This is a genomic window from Streptomyces sp. NWU339 (genome assembly GCF_003143855.1).
Taxonomy (GTDB): domain Bacteria; phylum Actinomycetota; class Actinomycetes; order Streptomycetales; family Streptomycetaceae; genus Streptomyces.
This window is the reverse complement of the sequence record NZ_QFRK01000011.1, coordinates 164,671-182,482: the sequence shown is the minus strand read 5'-3', so window position 1 is coordinate 182,482 and position 17,812 is coordinate 164,671. Positions and strand designations below refer to the sequence as shown.

The 17,812-nt window shown below is 71.5% G+C and carries 9 protein-coding genes; 3 read left to right on the top strand and 6 right to left on the bottom strand.

Features of this window, described 5'->3' with window-relative positions; all coding sequences use genetic code 11:
- Window positions 1-160: 160 nt before the first annotated feature.
- Window positions 161-1,246: a mechanosensitive ion channel family protein gene (locus tag DIZ27_RS16330; RefSeq protein ID WP_109379132.1), complete on the bottom strand. Its 1,086-nt coding sequence runs from the start codon at window positions 1,244-1,246 to the stop codon at window positions 161-163.
- 324 nt (window positions 1,247-1,570) lie between these two features.
- On the opposite strand from DIZ27_RS16330, the gene DIZ27_RS16325 reads away from it, so the two are divergent.
- Window positions 1,571-2,125 carry an HNH endonuclease gene (locus DIZ27_RS16325; RefSeq protein ID WP_109379131.1) on the top strand — a complete coding sequence of 185 codons (555 nt, stop codon included), beginning with the start codon at window positions 1,571-1,573 and terminating at the stop codon, window positions 2,123-2,125.
- A gap of 332 nt (window positions 2,126-2,457) precedes the next feature.
- Here DIZ27_RS16325 and DIZ27_RS16320 read toward each other — a convergent pair whose 3' ends face one another.
- Window positions 2,458-4,785: a peptidoglycan recognition protein gene (locus DIZ27_RS16320; RefSeq protein ID WP_181383548.1), complete on the bottom strand. Its 2,328-nt coding sequence runs from the start codon at window positions 4,783-4,785 to the stop codon at window positions 2,458-2,460.
- A gap of 437 nt (window positions 4,786-5,222) precedes the next feature.
- On the opposite strand from DIZ27_RS16320, the gene DIZ27_RS16315 reads away from it, so the two are divergent.
- Together DIZ27_RS16315 and DIZ27_RS16310 are read left to right on the top strand one after the other, a co-directional pair.
- A complete protein-coding gene (locus tag DIZ27_RS16315) occupies window positions 5,223-11,414 on the top strand; it encodes a DNRLRE domain-containing protein (protein ID WP_181383547.1) in 6,192 nt (2,063 codons plus the stop codon).
- Window positions 11,415-11,456: 42 nt separating this feature from the next.
- Window positions 11,457-11,636 (top strand): hypothetical protein, encoded by a 180-nt coding sequence (locus DIZ27_RS16310; RefSeq protein WP_109379130.1) that lies wholly within the window; start codon window positions 11,457-11,459, stop codon window positions 11,634-11,636.
- Between the two features lie 407 nt (window positions 11,637-12,043).
- Here the strand turns inward: DIZ27_RS16310 and DIZ27_RS16305 are convergent, their stop codons facing one another.
- From DIZ27_RS16305 to DIZ27_RS16290, 4 genes are all read right to left on the bottom strand, one after another.
- Window positions 12,044-13,432 carry an FtsX-like permease family protein gene (locus DIZ27_RS16305; protein ID WP_109379129.1) on the bottom strand — a complete coding sequence of 463 codons (1,389 nt, stop codon included), beginning with the start codon at window positions 13,430-13,432 and terminating at the stop codon, window positions 12,044-12,046.
- Window positions 13,429-14,136 (bottom strand): ABC transporter ATP-binding protein, encoded by a 708-nt coding sequence (locus tag DIZ27_RS16300; RefSeq protein WP_109379128.1) that lies wholly within the window; start codon window positions 14,134-14,136, stop codon window positions 13,429-13,431. Before DIZ27_RS16300 ends, DIZ27_RS16305 begins: the two co-directional genes overlap by 4 nt.
- Entirely contained in the window at window positions 14,133-14,666 is a 534-nt protein-coding gene (locus DIZ27_RS16295) for a PadR family transcriptional regulator (RefSeq protein WP_109379178.1), read from the bottom strand. The genes DIZ27_RS16300 and DIZ27_RS16295 overlap by 4 nt, the downstream gene beginning before the upstream one ends.
- A gap of 101 nt (window positions 14,667-14,767) precedes the next feature.
- Window positions 14,768-17,650: a beta-N-acetylglucosaminidase domain-containing protein gene (locus DIZ27_RS16290; RefSeq protein WP_109379127.1), complete on the bottom strand. Its 2,883-nt coding sequence runs from the start codon at window positions 17,648-17,650 to the stop codon at window positions 14,768-14,770.
- Between the last annotated feature and the right edge of the window lie 162 nt (window positions 17,651-17,812).

Here is a 17,812-nt window from a genome sequence, read left to right as displayed (position 1 = left end):
CCTCTGCTCCGGTGGGCGTGACACCCTCGACGAACGCCTCCTGCGCGAGAGGCATATCAGGATCACGGGCGTCATGACCAGAGTGGGCGCGACCACGGCGGAGGGCGGCACCCGGAACTCCCGGGTGCCGCCCTCCGCCGTGGCTCTCCGTGCCGCCGGTCTACTTCGTGGTGTTCGGCGGGGGCAGCGGGGACGCCGCGACGGACTGCGGCGAGACACTGCTCGCGTAGGCGGACGGGGGCGCGACGGCCGCCGCCGGATCGGGGCCCTCCATCTCCACCGGAGCCGTGGCGCCGCCGACGATGCGGATGCCGGCCGCGTCGAAGGCCCGCTTGACGCGCCAGCGCAGCTCGCGCTCCACGGTCAGCGACTTGCCGGGCATCGTCTTCGCCGAGACCCGGACCACCATCGAGTCCAGCAGGACGGAGTCGAGGCCGAGGACCTCGATGGAGCTCCACAGGAGCTCGTTCCAGGGCTCCTCCTTGCTCATCCTCTCCGCGACGGCGACGAGCGTGTCCTTCACCTGGTCGAGATCCTCGTCCGAGCGGACCGTGACGTCGACGTTGGCGGTCGCCCAGCCCTGGGAGAGGTTGCCTATGCGCTTGACCTCGCCGTTGCGGACGTACCAGATCTCGCCGTGGTCGCCGCGCAGCTTGGTCACCCGCAGACCGACCTCGATGACCTCGCCGGAGGCGACGCCCGCGTCGATGGTGTCACCGACGCCGTACTGGTCCTCGAGGATCATGAAAACGCCGGAGAGGAAGTCCGTGACCAGGTTGCGGGCGCCGAAACCGATCGCGACACCGGCGACACCGGCCGAGGCCAGCAGCGGGGCCAGATTGATCTGGAACGTGCCCAGGACCATCAGCGCGGCCGTACCGAGGATCACGAACGACGCGACCGACCGCAGCACCGAGCCGATCGCCTGCGAGCGCTGACGCCGCCGCTCGGCGTTGACCAGCAGACCCCCGAGGCCGGTGCCGTCCACGGTCGTACCGGTCCGGGACATCCGGTCGACGAGCTTGGTGATCGCCCGCCGCACGACCACTCTCAGTACTGCCGCTATCACCACGATGAGCAGGACCCTGAGGCCGATCGCGAGCCACGTCGCCCAGTTCTCCTCCACCCAGCCGGCGGCGTTGGTGGCGCTCTCGTGGGCGTCCTTGAGGCTGGGCACCATCGGGGTCCCGGAATCCGAGGGCGTCGGCGACGACCCCTCGGCCAGTAGGACGGCGGGCAAGGACACGGCAGGTACCTCCAGGTGCAGGTTCTGCCCCCGGTGCGGCGGTCAAGGTCTTCAAGGTCACGAAAAGGTCAGGGGAAGGTCACCGGTGCGGGCAGAAGCACCACACTAACGGTGCATTGTGGGGGGACCGGCGCGATACGTGAAGAAGAGATGCCTCTCACCTGCACCCGGACAGGCCGTGATCCCGAGGCCGGAGGGGGTGTGGTCGAAAACACTTTCAGCCCGTTACCGGGACATGGTGGCGCTACGACCAGGCATGAGGGGAGACTGACTACGGATCGTCCCGGCGCGAGCCACGCGTCGCCGGCGTACAAGGAGGCATCCGTGCCGCATGTCCTGGTTCTCAACGCGTCGTACGAGCCGCTCGGCGTCGTACCGCTCCGCCGCGCGCTCGTCCTCGTCCTCGAGAACAAGGCCGTGTGCCTCGAGGAGTCCGGCGCCTACCTGCACAGCGCGACCGTCACAGTCCCCGCACCCAGCGTGGTCCGGCTCAAGAGATTCGTGCGGGTCCCCTACCGGGGGCCCGTTCCACTGACCCGCCGCGCGCTGTTCGCCCGCGACGGGGGCCGGTGCATGTACTGCGGTGGCGTCGCAACCAGCGTCGACCACGTCATCCCGCGCAGCCGCGGGGGCAAGCACGTCTGGGACAACGTGGTGGCGTCCTGCCGCCGCTGCAACCACGTGAAGGCCGACCGGCACCTGTTCGAGCTGGGCTGGCGGCTGCGCCACAAACCGGCCCCGCCCACCGGCCTGGCCTGGCGCATCATCGGCACCGGCCACCGCGACCCGCGCTGGCTGCCGTACCTCCAGCCGTACGGCGCGGATGACGCGATGGCCCGCATCGACGGCCTGACCCGAGTGGACGGCATCTCCGCCTGACCGGCGGGCCCCGGCCTTCGCGCCGGTCCGGGGCCCGCTGTGCATCGGGTGGGGCGATGGGTCGGCTGGACCCGTTCTGACGGCCTCGCTCGTGCGGTCTCTCCCGCCTCTCCCGTTCCGTGGGAGTCCCGCAGGGGGCGGCGGGAATCGTGGGCCTCCCACTCGGCGTACACCGTTCTGCCCACGGTCCGAGGTCCCCGGCCCCACCGCGTGGTCAGGGCGCCGACCAGGAGGAGCCCGCGCCCGATTGCGGGCTCGAACAGGCCCGGGGCCCGTCCGAGTGTGTGCGGACGGGCCCCGGGCCGCGAAGAGTCGCCGGAGGCGGGGGGTGGTTACTTGAGGTAGACCAGGCCGTCGGTGGTGATGGCCGGGCGGCCGCCGGTGCCGACGACGACGATCTTGACGGTGTGTTTGGCGCTGCTGCTCCAGGTCTTGGTCCAGAGCGCGTCGCGGTACTTGGTGGTGGACGACTTCAGGTCCACGGTGGTGAGCTTCTTGCCGTCGACGTAGATGTGCGCCTGGCCGGAGGTGGCGGCGCGGGAGACGACCCAGGCGACGGAGCGGCCGGTGAAGGTCCAGCTCAGGGAGGCGTTCTTGGTGGAGCTGGTGTACGACTTGCCGCCGAGGTAGCTGGTGGAGGACTTGGTCGTCCACGTCCCGGACTTCGTGGCGGAGCTCTCCTGGAGGATGACCGGGGTGCCGGCGACCGAGGCGGTGGCGGTGTTGCCGGCCTGGTCGTAGGCCTTCATCGACCAGGTGGTGGCGGCGCCGGACTTGGCGGTGTGCTGGGCGCTGGTGACCGTGGGTCCGTAGGTCTTGGCGGTCGGGGCGGTGAGCCGGACCTCCTTCAGTGCGGCGCCGTCGGTGGCCTTCCACTTCAGGGTGAGGGGGACGGCGGCGGTGTTGACGGTGCCGGTGCGCAGGGCCAGGTTCGGCTTGGTGGTGAAGGTGGGGGCGGTGGTCTCGGCGACGACGGTCGCGGCGGCCGTGGTGGCCGTCTTGCCGGACTGGTGGACGGCGCGGACGGCCACCTTGTGGGTGCCCGCGGTCAGGGTGGCCTTGGCGGAGGTGGCGGTGCCGGCGGCGGTGGCGGCGACCTTGCCGTTCACCAGCAGTTCGTACTTCGTGATGAGGGCGGCCGGGGTGGTGGCCGACCAGTTCACGGTCACCGAGCTCTTGGTGTAGGTGGTCGAGCCGGACGCCCCGGTGCCGGTGACCGACTTCAGGGTGAGGCCGGAGACCGGGCCGCCCGCCCAGGCGCGGACGGTGGCGAGCTTGTTGTAGAAGGCGTCGCCCGGGCACTGGGTGTTGTAGCCGTCGCGGTGGCCGTGGATGGCGGGCAGGGACAGTTGGGCGCCCTTGGCCCAGGTCTTCCCGTAGTAGCTGCGTCCGCCGTCGCCCGCGGTGAGGGTGGCGGTGCCGGTGGGGTCGACGCCGTACTGGCCGAGCTTCCAGGCGGCGATGCGGGCGACGGAGGTCATGGCCGCCGTGGAGGGAGCGGTGGAGGTGTAGGTGCCGAGGACGGAGATACCGGTGGTCTCGGCGTTGAAGCCGTAGGCGTGGGCGCCCATCACCGGCCGGTCCACCCCGCCCTTGCGGCCCTCGTAGACCGTGCCGCACTTGTCGACCAGGAAGTTGTAGCCCAGGTCTTTCCAGCCGAGCTGCTTGACGTGGTAGGCGTAGATGCCGCGGACCACGGCCGGGCCCTGGGCGCAGGTGTAGTCGTTGGACTCGGCGGTGTGGTGCACCACGACCGCCTTGACCCGGTCGCCGGGCAGATAGCCGGGCTCCTCCGGGCTGATCGACTCGTCCGCACCCCAGCCGGCGCGGTCGGTGATCGGCGGACGCGGCGCGGTGGAGGGCGGTGCGGGCGGCACGCTCACCGAGGGGCTGGGTGAGGCGGTGGGCGAGGAGGAGGCGGACGGCTCGGACGCCGAGGGCTCCGGCGCCGGGGGCTCAGAGGGGTCGGAGGGGTCGGAGGAGGACGGTGCGGGCACCGTCGGCTCGGGGGCGGGTGGCTCGGAGACGGTCTCGTCCGGCTGCGGAACGGTGCCCGGGTCCGTACCGGGGTCCGTGCCCGGGTCCGTGCCGGGCTCGGTGTCCGGATCGGAGGCCGAGGGGTCGGGCGTCTCGGTCTCCTCGGCCGCGTACGCCGCCGGCTCCAGCGCCGTGACCTTGCCGCTGCCGGGGTCGACCATGTCCAGGCGCAGCCCCTTCGGCAGCCGCGTGGTGCCCTTGCCGTCGACCCGTACCTCGACGCCGTCGGACGGGCCCACCCAGGCCGGTTCGGTGCCGCCGCGCAGGGCTCCGCTCTCGCCCTGACCGCTGTCGCCGTCCAGCCTCAGCCACCGCGACCAGGTCTGCGTACCGGCCTGCCGGGTGCGGACCTCGACCGTGCCGCCGACGCGGGCGGACGGGTCGGACCAGGTCACGCCGAGCATGCTGAACGGTCCGGTGTCCCGCTTGCCCAGAGAGGCGGAGGTGCCGTCCCCGGACATCCGCAGTTCGGTCGTCTCCGCCTTGCTGGTGACGGGCCCCGGTGCGCCGTCGGAGGGATCGCTGCTGGTCTGCTGCCCCGTCATGCTCTGCAGGACGAGTGCTCCGGACAGTCCGGCCGCGACGACGGCGGCCGTCTTCCAGAAGTGACGTGGAGTGCGCATGTCAGTTCGCAGGTCCTTCTTCAGGGGGGAGGAGCAGAGCGGAAGTCGACCATCCGAACGGATGGTCGCACAGGAGACCGACAGCACCGGGTGAAGGTTGCACGAGCGGATCGACGCATCGGCGGGAAGAGCGAAAACCGGCCACGTACGGCACGACGACCAGGCCGTTTCGAGTGATCAAGATCACTTCATCCTGTCGGCGGGGCTGGTTCCGCTTGTGGGTGTCTGGGGCGATTACCTGGGCTTTTTCCTCACGGTAGCTTCGCCGCAACGTCACACCTGTGACGTTGTATGGCAGGCAGAGAAGAACCGGAGATCAGATGATGCGCAAGCCTGCGCCATGGCGACGCAGACGTGCTGGAACTGGCAGAACCACCCGCTGGATAGCGGGAAGCCTGTCTCTCGCATTAGCCGTCACATTGCTCGACGGGGCCCATATGGCATTTGCCGCCCCGCAGGACCGCGAGAAGCCGAAGAGCGCGGCAGCCACGCAAGCCGCCGACATCCCCTCCGCCCGAGTGGCCGCCCGCCTGTCCGGGAAGCGGGTCGAGGCGCTGTCCGAGCGCACCGAGACCTCCACGACGTGGGCGAACAAGGACGGCTCGCTCACCACGGAACTCACCGCCGGGCCCGTACGGTTCGAGGACGGAGCCACCGGAGAGTGGCGCGATGTCGACCTGGACCTCGTCCGGGGCGACGACGGGACGGTCGAGCCCATGGCGCATCCGGGCGGGCTGCGCCTGGCCGGGAGGTCCGGGACCCCGGCGAAGTCACTGAAGGCCGCTCAGCAGGCCAAGGCCACCGACCTGGTGACCCTGGGCGAGGGTGATCAGCAGATCACGCTGCAGTGGAAGGGCGGCCTGCCCGAGCCGAAGCTGGACGGCACCCGGGCGGAGTACGTCAACGCCGTACCGGGCGCGGACGTGGTCGTCGAGGCCACCCGGACCGGCTTCGAGCAGTTCGTCGAACTCAAGCAGCGCCCCGGAACCGGTGACTACTCCTACACGCTGCCGCTGAAGGCCAAGGGCCTGAAGGCGAAGCAACTCGCCGACGGCAGCGTGCTGTTCACCGACAAGAAGAACAAGAAGCGGGCGGTGATGCCCGCGCCGGTGATGTGGGACTCCACCGTCGACCAGCGCTCCGGCGAGCACACCCGCAAGGCCAGGGTCGGCATGAAGGTGGTCCAGCAGGGCGCCTCCGTCGACCTGCTGATCACCCCGGACGCGGACTTCCTCACCGACCCGGACACCAAGTACCCGGTCACCATCGACCCGTCCACCTCCTCACTGTCCAACGTCTTCGACACCTACGTGCAGCAAGGCGAGACCGTCGACTGGTCCACCGACGTCGAGCTGGACTTCGGCAACCCGGGCACCAAGAACGCCGACGGCACCCCGCGCACCGCGCAGTCCTTCATCTCCTGGAACACCACACCCGTCCAGGACGCGCTGGTCCTGGACGCCAAGCTGAGCCTGTGGAACTTCCACTCCGGCAACAACCTCGACTGCAAGGCCTACCCGTGGGAGGTCTGGTCCTCGCCCGCGGCATCCACCTCCAGCCGGTGGACCAACCGGCCGGTCATGACGGCGAAGAAGGCCACCTCCACCGAGACCCGCGGCAACACCTCGTGCACCAGCCAGCCCGACGGCTGGATCAACGCCAACGTGACCACGCTGGTGCAGGAGTGGGCCTCGGCCAAGGCCACCCGCGGCCACATGGGCATCCGCGCCACCGACGAGTCGGTCGTGGCACAGTGGAAGCGCGTCAACTCCGCCAACGCGGCCACGAACCCGCCGAAGCTGGTCGTCACCTACAACTACCGGCCGCGCACCGGCACCAAGCAGGAGGCCGGCCCGCCGTACTTCTCCTACGGCGGCGCCTACACGGTGAACACCCTCACCCCGACGCTGCGGGACACCTTCGTCGACGCCGACGGTGACAAGGTCAACGGCACCTTCCAGATCTTCGACAACGCCACCGACACCCAGGTCGGCAACGTCCTCGTCTCGAAGTACGTGCCGTCCGGGCAGGTCGCCTCCGTCACCGTCCCCTCGGGAGTGCTGACGAACGGCAAGACCTACAAGTTCCGCACCTCCCCCTATGACGGCACGCACTACAACAACGGCTGGTCGGCGTGGAAGACCTTCACGGTCGACACCACGGCGCCTTCCGCTCCCACGAAGATCGTCTCCACGGACTACCCGGCTGATCAGTGGGTCAAGGGCGCCGGCCAGGCCGGCACCTTCACCGTCACCCCGCCCTCCGGCACCGACCACAACTGGCTCGAGTGGTCGCTGGACGACGTGACCTGGACCAAGGTCACTACTGGGGGTGCGAGCACGGCCAAGGCCCTGTCGATCACCCCGCCCAAGGACGGCACCCACACCCTCCAGGTCCGAGCTGTGGACAAGGCGGACAACAAGTCCACGGTGGTCGAGTACACCTTCCACGCGGGTCCCGGCGGCTTCGTGCAGCCCAGCGAGGGCGAGCGCACCGCGCGCCGGCTGTCACTCGTCGGTGAGGGAGACTCCGCCAAGTACGACAAGGTGTCCTTCTCCTGGCGGCGCTCCGCGGCCGACGACTGGACGAGGATTCCGCCCGGCGACGTGACCTCCGGCGACAACGCGCTCACGGCCTGGCCGGTCGCGCTGACCGGCGGCCGGAACGCCCCGCTGGTGTGGGACGCGGCCAAGACCGTCGATCCCGACGGCAGTATCCAGATCAAGGCAGACTTCACCGGCCCCAACAATGCCTCCGGCAGCACCGAGCCGCTGTCCGTCGTCGTCAACGAGGACGGTGACGACGCCGCCGGTACGGAGATCGGTCCGGGTTCGGTCAACCTCCTGACCGGCGACTACACCCTGTCGGCGTCGGACGCCTCGGGTTTCGGCCTGTCCGTGGCCCGAAGTGCCTCCTCGCGCGACCCACAGGCCGCGGCGAAGCTCATCGGTGACGAGGGCGGCCAGGTCGCGGTCTTCGGCAAGGAGTGGCTCTACGGGGCCGCCTCCAGCCAGGTGGCCATTCCTTACGACAGCCTGGTGAAGACGTCTGCCACCTCACTCAGCATCGGGACCACCGCGGGCGACACCGAGTACCACTTCACCGCGAACAAGGACAAGACCGGCTGGGTGCCGGAGGCGTGGCTGTCCGACTACACACTGACCGGCAACTTCTCCGGGAACTTCACCCTGCGGGACACCGAGGGACGCGTCACCACCTTCGCCCCGGTCCCCTCGTCGTCGCCGCCGACCTGGCGTGCGTCGCGGTCCTTCGTGGACGGACTGGACAACTCCACCACCACGACGGTCACCGAGTCGGTGCCCACCGGTGGCAAGAGTCTCGTCCGGCCCAAGATGATCATTGCCCCGACCTCGGCGGTGACAGCCACGGCCTGTGAGTCCGCTCCCGCGACGAAGGGGTGCCGCGTCCTGGAGTTCGTCTACGCCGACAGCACCACGGCGACCGGCTCCGCCATGGGCGACTACTCCGGTCAGGTCAAGGAACTGCGGCTGTGGTCGACCGCAGCCGGCGCGTCCGCGGCGACCGCGGTGGCCGTGGCGACCTACCGGTACGACACCGACGGCCGTCTGCGCCAGCAGTGGGACCCCCGGCTCTCCGCCGACTCCCGCACGGAGTACACCTACGACAGCGCGGGCCGGGTCGTGACCTACCGGGCCAAGGGTGAGAAGCCGTGGACCTTCACCTACGGCAAGGTCGGCTCCGCCAGTAGTGACGGCATGCTGCTCAGCGTCCGCCGTGCCGCCCTCTCCCCGGGCAGCACGGACACCGAGCAGGGCGAGGCAGTCACCACCGTCGTCTACGACGTGCCGGGCACGGGCGCGACGGCGCCGTACGCCATGGGCGGTTCGGACGTGCGCAAGTGGGGGCAGACCAGCGCCCCGGTCGACGCCACCGCCGTGTTTCCCGCGGACGTGGTGCCGGTGTCCAACTCCGGTGCCTCGCTGGCGGCGAGCAACTACAAGCGGGCCACTGTCCACTATCTGGGTATCTCCGGACAGCCGGTGAACACGGCGGCGCCCGGCGGCTCCATCACCGCCACCGAGTACGACCGTTACGGCAACACGGTGCGGGAGCTCTCCGCGACGAACCGCGCTCTCGCACTCGGCACCTCCGGGAGCGACACCGCGACCCTCGCCGAACTGGGCATCGAGGGCCTGTCGACCGCCGAACGCGCGGAACTGCTCTCCACGCGTTCCGTCTACAACTCCGAAGGGACCCGGCAGCTGGAGGAACTCGGCCCGCTCAAGCGCATCGACCTGACGGCGGACCTGAAGTCCGGTTCCACCACCCTGGTGGCGGCCGGCACTTCCGTCACGGCCCGCCCGTGGACCGTCAACACGTATGACGAGGGCCGCCCGACGGACGGCTCCGCCCAGGTGGAGGGACAGCTCACCACCGTCACGTCCGGCGCCCAGGTCCGCGAGCACCCGGCCGTGCAGGGCGAGAAGCAGGTGACCAGGACGGTCATCGACTGGGCGAAAGGGCTGCCCCTGAAGTCCGTCGAGGACCCGGACGGTCTGGCGCTGACCACGACCACCGAGTACGACGCGCAGGGCCGGGTCAGCAAGCAGATCCTGCCCGGGGCCACACCGTCCGAGGCCACCACCCGGGTCTCCGTGTACTGGTCCGGCACCGGCACCGGCACCTGTCAGGGCCGGCCCGAGTGGGCCGACCTCCTGTGTTCCGTCGGCCCGGCCGGGGCGATCACCGGCGGCGGCTCGAACCCCTCCCAGTCGGCCACCAGCAGCTTCGAGTACGACCGCTGGGGCAACCTCACCAAGACCGTCGAGACGGCGAACGGCGTCACCCGCACCAGCACCACGGAGTACGACGGGGCGGGACGTCCGGTCACGGTCAAGGTCGCCGGAGGCCTCGGCCAGGCCGTGCCCGAGGTCACCACCGAGTACGACGCGGCCTCCGGCCGGGTCCTCAAGTCGGTCTCGGCGACCGGCGGCACCATCACCCGCGCCTACGACGCGCTGGGCCGTCAGACCTCCTACACCGACGCCGACGGCGGTACGACGACCTCCGAGTACGACCTGCTCGACCGGCCCACCAGGGTCAGTGACAGCGTGCCGTCCTCGGTGACGTACACCTACGACCACTCGGCCGAACCCCGGGGTCTGGCGACCAGGGTGACGGACTCGGTGGCGGGTTCGTTCAGTGCCACGTACAACGCGGACGGGGCCATCGTCAGCGAGAAGCTCCCCGGCGGCTACACCATGGAGCAGACGCGCGACGACGACGGCGACGTCACCCGGCGCACCTACACGCGGGACAGCGACGGCCTGGTCGTCTACTCGGACAGCGTCGCCCGCTCCGTGCAGGGCCGGGTCACCCGGCACTCCGGGTGGTCCGACCAGTCGTACGGTTACGATGCCGCCGGCCGTCTTACGAAGGTCGAGGACACCGCGGGCACCGTCTGCACGGTCCGCGGCTACACCTACGACGCCCGCGCCAACCGCAAGTCCCTGACCAGCGCCGCGGGCACGTCCGGCGCGGACTGCCCCACGACGGGAGGAACGACCACCAGCCAGACGTACGACTCAGCCGACCGGCTGATCGCCGCCGGCCACACCTACGACGCCTTCGGCCGCACCACGGCCCGGCCCGGCGGTACCACGATCGGTTACTACGCCAACGACCTGGCCCACCAGCAGACTGCGGGCGGGACGCGTCAGACCTGGAAGCTCGACGCCGCCCTGCGCTTCCGCTCCTGGACGGTGGAGACCGGCAGCGGTTCCACCTGGACCCAGACACAGGCGAAGGTCAACCACTACGACAGCGACTCCGACAGCCCGCGCTGGGTCACGGAGAACAGCGGCGGGGCGGTCAGCCGGATCGTCGAGTCCGCGGCCGGCTCGATGGGCGCCGTCACCAGCAAGACCGGTGACGTGGTGCTCCAACTGGCGAGCATCCACGGAGACATCGCCTTGCAGCTCCCCCTGGATGCCTCCGTCGCACCCGTCGCGCTCGACAACGACGAGTACGGCAACCCTCGCGCCGGGCAGGCGGCGACCCGCTACAACTGGCTCGGTGAGAAGCAGCGGTCGAGCGAGACGCCCACCGGGTCGATCCTCATGGGCTCGCGGCTCTATGACCCGGCCATCGGACGCTTCCTGTCGGCCGACCCGGTCTACGGCGGCAGCTCCAACGCCTACGAGTACTGCTCCGGGGACCCCGTCAACTGCACCGACCTCGACGGACGGTGGAGTCGGTCGAAAACCCGCTCCTACTCGTGGGGCCGGGTCACCGCCAAGTTCTGGGCACCGGGCGGCTGGGGAACCGGATGGGGCGGCGTCTCGGTGAAGCTCGTGGTCAACAAGAGGTGGACCTACCGCATCGGCAACTACGGCTGGTACACCTACACCATCATCGGGGCCGTCGCAGGCCTTCTGTCGGTGATCTTCATTCCGGCAGCGCCCATCATCATAGGCGTGGCATCGGTGCTGACCATCTATCTGGCGACGATCCAGGTGATCGCGAACTGGGCCGCCAACCGTGGTCAGTGTCTGCACATCAACATGGGGACCAGCGTCTGGATGAAGTGGTACGTCCCCCGCTACCGCTCGGGAACCTGGGCATACCCCTGGCGTGGCCGCTGCTGATCCTCCTTCCCACCCGTCGCACAGCAAATGAGGTATCCCCCCATGAACAAGTACGGACGTGCCGCACTCGCCTTCGCCTGTATGGGAACGCTCTACGTTCTCATCGGCATCCCGATGTCCGTCATCGGCGGCAGAGCCTTCGGCTCCCCCCTTTTCTGGCTGGCCGCCGCCAGCTTCGCCGTTGCCTGGGGCATGGAGCGCAAGGCGGCGCACACCCGCTAGCCGGATGAGAAGAGGAGCCTGAGCCCGTCCCGCCCCGTCCCGTGAGGGACGGGGCGGCGCGGGGTAGGGGGGCCCGCTCGAAGATGTCGAGAGGCACTTCGAGGCGGGCCGTGAGGCCGCCCGTATCGACGTCTGGGATCGGGCGCGGCGCCGACTCACCTGAGTGGGTCGGCGCCGTTCCGTTTGCCTTCGGTACGACCCCGGCGGGCGCGTTGTCATGGCCGTAGTCGAAGGCCGCTGGCCCGCACCGCGTGCGCGGCCGTCCCGGCGGGGACCCGTCAGCCGGTGGAGGGCGATCGGGCGCGCACGGCCCCGGACCGCTTCCGGGCGCGACGGCCGTGATCCGGCCGGCCTCGGGGAACCCCCGTTCCCCCGGGGCCGGTCGTGTTCGGGTGGGCGAGCGGTGGTCAGGCGTGGCGCAGTTCTGCCGGGTGGGTCGAGCGGTGGAGGAGGGGGAGGGCCGTCGCCGAGGCCAGGAGGCAGGCCGTGTAGGCCGTCGGGGGGATCAGCAGGGCGGCCCAGGGGAGGGACGAGGTGGCCGTCAGGGTGCTGTAGGCGGTGCCGGCCGTCATGCCGCCCAGGCCTGCCAGGAGCAGGGACGGTGCCAGGGGGAGCGCGGTCTCCAGCAGCAGCGCCCGGTTCAGCACCGGGCGCGGTACACCGGCCGCGACCTGCGCGGACAGCCCTCGTCGGCGGGTGGCCAGCGACTCTGCGGTGCCGACGGCGAGGCCGGTCAGGGTGATCAGCAGGGCCACGGCGATCGCCGCGGCGGTCAGGTTCAGCCCGGTCGTGTAGTACGACATGTCGGCGGCCAGGTGCGCATCGGCGCGCAGGGACACGAGCATCGAGTGGCGCACCCCCATGAACGCGGTGCCGACGACCGTCACCAGCAGCACCGCCGCATGCGTACGGGCCGGTGCCCACGGGTCGGCACGCAGCCGTTCCGCCGCGATCAGCACCGCCGCCGACCGGGCTCGGGCCGCGAGCACCCGCCCCACGAACCTGGAGGTGGCCCCGGCCAGCCACACCGCGCCCGCGCCCACCGCGAGCAGCGCGGCGAACAGCGTCAACGGCTTCTGCCAGTCCGCTTGGCGGCCGGGCCCGTTCGCGGACATCGCGGTCGCCAGGCCCATCGCCGCCACCAGGATCGCCGAGCCCAGGAACAGCCTGCCCGGTCCGCGGGCCGAACGGACACCCGTCACCCGGCGCACCCAGCCCAGTGGCGAGGCCACCACGCGGCGCAGCGCCAGCACGCTCGCCACCGCGCCCAGCACGGGCACGGCCACCGCGACCAGGACGACCACCACCCAGGCGAGCGGGGTCGGCCGGTCCCACAGGCGCAGCAGGAGCAGCACCGAGAAGACGGTCGCCGCCGCCGAACCGAGCAGGCAGGCGAGTCCGGTCTCCAGCGCGGCGATCCGCCGCACCTGCCAGGGCGTTGCCCCCGCCAGCCGCAGTCCGGCCAGCCGCCGGTCCCGGTGCACGGCCCCGACACGGGCGCACTGCCCGAGGAACCCGAGCACCGGAATCAGCAGGAGCAGCAGGCCGAAGACCGCCCCGGCGCGCGTTCCGGGCTCGTCGAGCAGGCCCTCGGCGACGGGCGCGGCGTAGGAACCGTTGCCCAGGGACAGCAGGACCCCGGCGGCGAGCGCGAACCCGGTGGCGAGCGCGGCGCCGGTCGCGGTGAGCGTGATGCGCCACCACTCCCGCCGGTCGGACCCGCGGGTGAGCTGCCAGGCCAGGCGGAGATCGGAGCGCAGCGAGGGGGCGGGAGGGGCGGAGAGCGAGGTGCTCACGCGGGCACCTCCAGCGGGGTCACGGTCCCGTCGCGCAGCTGCACCTCGCGGTCCGCGTACGCGGCCACCTGGGCGTCGTGCGTGATCAGCAGGACTGCTGTGCCCGCCTCGCGGGCCGTGTGGGCCAAGGCCGTCATCACCTGTTCGCCCGCGAGCGAGTCCAGGGCGCCGGTCGGCTCGTCGGCGAAGACCACCTTCGGGCCGGTGACCAGGGCCCGTGCCAGCGCCGCCCGTTGGGCCTGCCCGCCGCTCATCTCGCCCGGCCGCAGGTCCCCCTGCCCGCGCACCCCGAACCGCTCCAGCCACTCCCCGGCCCGCTCCCGCGCCTCCGCGCGGTCGGTGCCCGCCAGCATCAGCGGCAGCGCCACGTTGTCGAGCGCGGTCAGCTCCGGTACCAGCTGCCCGAACTGGAACACCACCCCGAAGTCGGTACGGCGCAGCTCGCTCAGCCGCTTCTCCGGCAGCTCCTCCAGCCGCAGCCCCGCATACGTCACCGAGCCGGCGTCGGGGCGGACGATCCCGGCGAGGCAGTGCAGCAGCGTCGACTTGCCGCTGCCGCTGGCGCCGGTCACCGCGAGGATCTCGCCGGCGCGCAGCTCGGCGGAGGCGCCGCGCAGGGCCTGGGTCCTGCCGTGTGTCTTGACCAGGTCGCGGGCCGCGAGCAGCGGCTCCGTCGACGGTCCTCCTGTGTTCCTGTCACTCACGTTGCGTCGACCTCCGCGGTCAGGGTGGTGAGCCGGGCCGCCGTGGTGGTCATCCAACGGAGGTCGGCATCCAGGTGGTTGAGGGCGTAGTCCGCCGAGAGCACGGTCGCCGGGCCGGCGCCGCCCGCGGACTTCACCGCGGTCAGCTCCCGCATCCGCCGCATATGGGCGGCGCGTTGGGCGCGCAGGTACGCGGCCGGGTCGCCGCCGGACAGGATCGACACCACGACCTTGGCGAAGATCTCGTTCGTCACGAAGGGCGCGGGCGGGGCGATCTCTCCGGCCCAGCGGGCCAGTTCACGCGTTCCCTCGTCCGTCGTGCGGTACGCCGTCCGCTCCGGGCCGCCGTCGGACGCGGTGCCGTCGACCTCGGCGAGGCCGTCGCGGACCAGGCGTTGCAGGGTCGTGTAGACCTGGCCGTAGGCCAGCGGGCGGGCTTCGGGGAAACGTTCGTCATGGCGTCGCTTGAGGTCGTAGCCATGGCTCGGCCCCGAGGCGAGCAGCCCCAGCAGGATGTGACGGGTGCTCATGGCGATCATTATGCACTCGGTATATGTACTGAGTGAATAGTGGGCACGAAAAAAGCTCCGCCGCCCGATCGACCAGTCGGCCGGGCGGCGGAGCCGTCGGCTCAGTCCGCGACCGCGTACGCCTCCACCGACCACAGGGAGTAGCCGTACCGGGTGGCGCGGGTCTCGCCCTGGACGCGGACGTGGCGCACGTCGGGTTCGTCCATGCGGACGGTCTCGCGGCCGCCGCCGCTGTCCGGCACCGCCGCCGCCGTGCGCCAGGTGCGGCCGTCCGCCGAGACCTCGACGCGGTACGCCGACGGGTGCGCCTCCTGCCAGTGCAGCGCGACCTTCCCGAGCCGCACCGGGCGTTCCAGCTCGACCTGCCAGAAAGCGTCGTCCTCGACGGGTGACGACCAGCGCGTCTCAGGATCACCGTCGTTGGCCGCCGAGGCGGGGAAGTCGGGCGTCTCGTCGGCCGAGGAGGTCGCCCGGCCGGTGCGGGCCAGGTCGGGGCCGGCGGTGCGGGGGACGGCGTTCACCGTGAGCGTGCGGGTCGCCCCGCCGAAGCCGAGCCGGACCTCGTACGACCGGGTCGGTGTCCCCGGCTCCACCGTCACTTCGACCGGAACCTCCACGGGCGTGCCGCGCGGAACGGTCAGCGGCTCCTTCGGAACCCGTACCTTCACGCCCTTCGGCGCCTCGACGGTCACCTTGCCGCGCACCTCCTCGGGACGCAGCGAGCCGAGGGTGGCCGTCAGCCGCCGGGTGCCGCCGATGTCGGTGTCCGCGGGGGCGTCCGGCAGCTGCAGCGTGGCGGCGGGCGCGTCCGTGAACCACGGGACGACGTGCCGTACCCGGGAGGCGTCCGCGCCGGTGATCCGTACGGCGCCGGCCGGGCCGTCCGCCCGGAACTCGGTGGCGCCGGACGGGGAGAGCGTGCCGAGGCGGCGCCAGCCCGCGCCCGGTACGTGGATCTCGGCCGTCCCCGTGGTGCCGGGCTCGGCCAGCACCGTCACCGTGCTCAGGTCGCGGACCCGCGGCAGGTGCAGGACGCCGTCCTCCGTCCTGCCGCCGGACCCTTCGGTCGGCCTGTGGTCGATGCCGGCCCAGTCCTCGTACGCGTCCCGCGCCCGGTCCAGGAACGGGTCGAGGACGCCCTTGCCGACCGTCACCCGGGCCGTCTTCAGCCCGGCCCGCTGCTCGCTCAGCTTCCGGTACGCGGTCCAGGCGGCGCCCGCGTCGCCGGACTCCTGTGCCCGCAGCATCTCCAGCGCGGTGCCGCCGGCCTCGCCGTAACGGGCCAACTGGCCGGTCCAGGGGGCGACTTCGGTGGCGAGGGCGGCGGAGCGCGGGTTGCCGGACAGGCGCTCGGGCAGCTCACGCAGCACCGTGAAGGCCGCGCGCAGCCGGTCGTCCGCCGCGCGGCCGGCGTCCGTGCCGGCGGTTGCGCGGGTGCGCCAGAACTCCGCCAGCAGCGGCCGCAGGTACGCCGACTCCTCGGCGCCGAGCACCGAGGAGGCGTCGTTGCCCGCCAGCGCGGACAGGGACTTCTCGAGTTCGGCGTCGCCGCCCGCGAGGTCGGCGATCGCGGCCCGCCAGGACTCCTGGGGGCGGTAGTCGCGCGGGTTCCAGGCGAAGTCGGCGGCGGTGAACAGCGGGATGCGGGACGCCTCGGGCTGTTCCATCGCGTTGGCGAGCAGGGCCGCCGAACCGGCGGCGACGGCGGGTTCCCGGCCCTGGTAAGGGCCGAGGAAGATCCGGCCGGGGGCGAAGTCGTTGACCGGGTAGTTGTCCATGGTCACCAGCGGACGCCCGAACACCTCCCGCGCCTTCGCCAGATCACCGCCCGAGATGGTGCGCGGCACCACCCCGACGCCGGTCCACGCCACCTCGACACCCGAGTCCAGAGCGTGCGAGAGGGCCCGCCGGTACGCGGTCGACCCGTCCTCGTAGTACTCGGTCGGCATCAACGACAGGGCGGCGGAGCCCGGATGACGTTCCGCCAGGTGCCGGGCCACCTCGTTCGCCACGTACGCCTGGGCGCGCGCGGCCGCGTCGGGGCCGGAGCCGAAGCGGCGGGCGTCCGCGCGGCAGTGCCACTCGCTGTAGCTGACGTCCTGGAACTGCAGTTGGAAGGTGCGGAAGCCCAGCGCCCACATCGCGTCCAGCTTGCGCGTCAGCGCGCGCAGATCGTCGTCCGAGGCGAAGCACATGGCCTGGCCGGGCGCCACCGCCCAGCCGAGCGTGACGTGGTTGTCCCGGGCCCGCTCGGCCAGCTCCCGGAACTCCGCGCGCCGCCGGTCCGGGTACGGCTCGCGCCAGCGGGCCTGCCGGTACAGGTCGTCACCGGGTGCGTACAGGTACCGGTTCTGCTTGGTGCGGCCCATGAAGTCCACCTGGGCCAGGCGCTGTTCGTGCGTCCACGGGGTGCCGTAGAAGCCCTCGGTGATTCCGCGCACCGCCGTGCCCGGCCAGTCGCGCACGACGACCGCGGTGAAGCTGCCGTCCGGGCGCAGGAGTTGACGCAGCGTCTGGACGCCGTGGAACAGGCCGTCCTCGCCCGAGCCGGTGAGGGCGACGGTGCCGTCGCCGACGGTCAGAGTGTAGCCGCCGGACGGGAGGGAGCGCTGGGGGTCGCTCGTCGGCCGATGCGCGCCCACCCGCACCACGAGCGCCCCCGCGGGCGCCTGTTCGCCGGTGGCGGTGAACCGGCGCGCCCCGGCCTCCCGCAGCAGCGTGCGCAGGGCGTCGAGGGCACGGGGGTCGGCCGTCGCGTCGGCGGTCAGGGCGACCTCGTCGGTCACCGCGACCGGGGCGCCGTTCGCCCGCAGGGAGTGCGGGCGGGGCCAGACGGCCAGGTCCGTCCCGGCCCGGTCGGGTACGGGAGACGTGGTCGTCCCGGGAACGGGCGGCGCCGCCACGGAGGCGGGCGCCGCGCCCAGGGTTCCGGCGACGACTGCGAACGCGAGGGCGGCCGCCCTCTTCCCAGGCCGCAGTTGCAAGGCTTCTCCTTGAGGAGACGAAGACAGACCGAGACAGACACAGAAACGCAGGGAACACGCAGAACACGGAGCCTCTCATTCTGCGCCCCGCCTGCCAACGGGAGGGACCGTTGTGACAGGTTTGTCCTGGTGTGAGACATGGGAACGGGAACAGAATGTGAG

What these genes read in the sequence shown, in the direction of transcription:
- DIZ27_RS16295 (WP_109379178.1), bottom strand. Translation starts at nt 14,666, where the DNA reads ATGAGCACCCGTCACATCCTGCTGGGGCTGCTCGCCTCGGGGCCGAGC.
- DIZ27_RS16315 (WP_181383547.1), top strand. Translation starts at nt 5,223, where the DNA reads ATGGCATTTGCCGCCCCGCAGGACCGCGAGAAGCCGAAGAGCGCGGCA.
- DIZ27_RS16320 (WP_181383548.1), bottom strand. Translation starts at nt 4,785, where the DNA reads ATGCGCACTCCACGTCACTTCTGGAAGACGGCCGCCGTCGTCGCGGCC.
- DIZ27_RS16310 (WP_109379130.1), top strand. Translation starts at nt 11,457, where the DNA reads ATGAACAAGTACGGACGTGCCGCACTCGCCTTCGCCTGTATGGGAACG.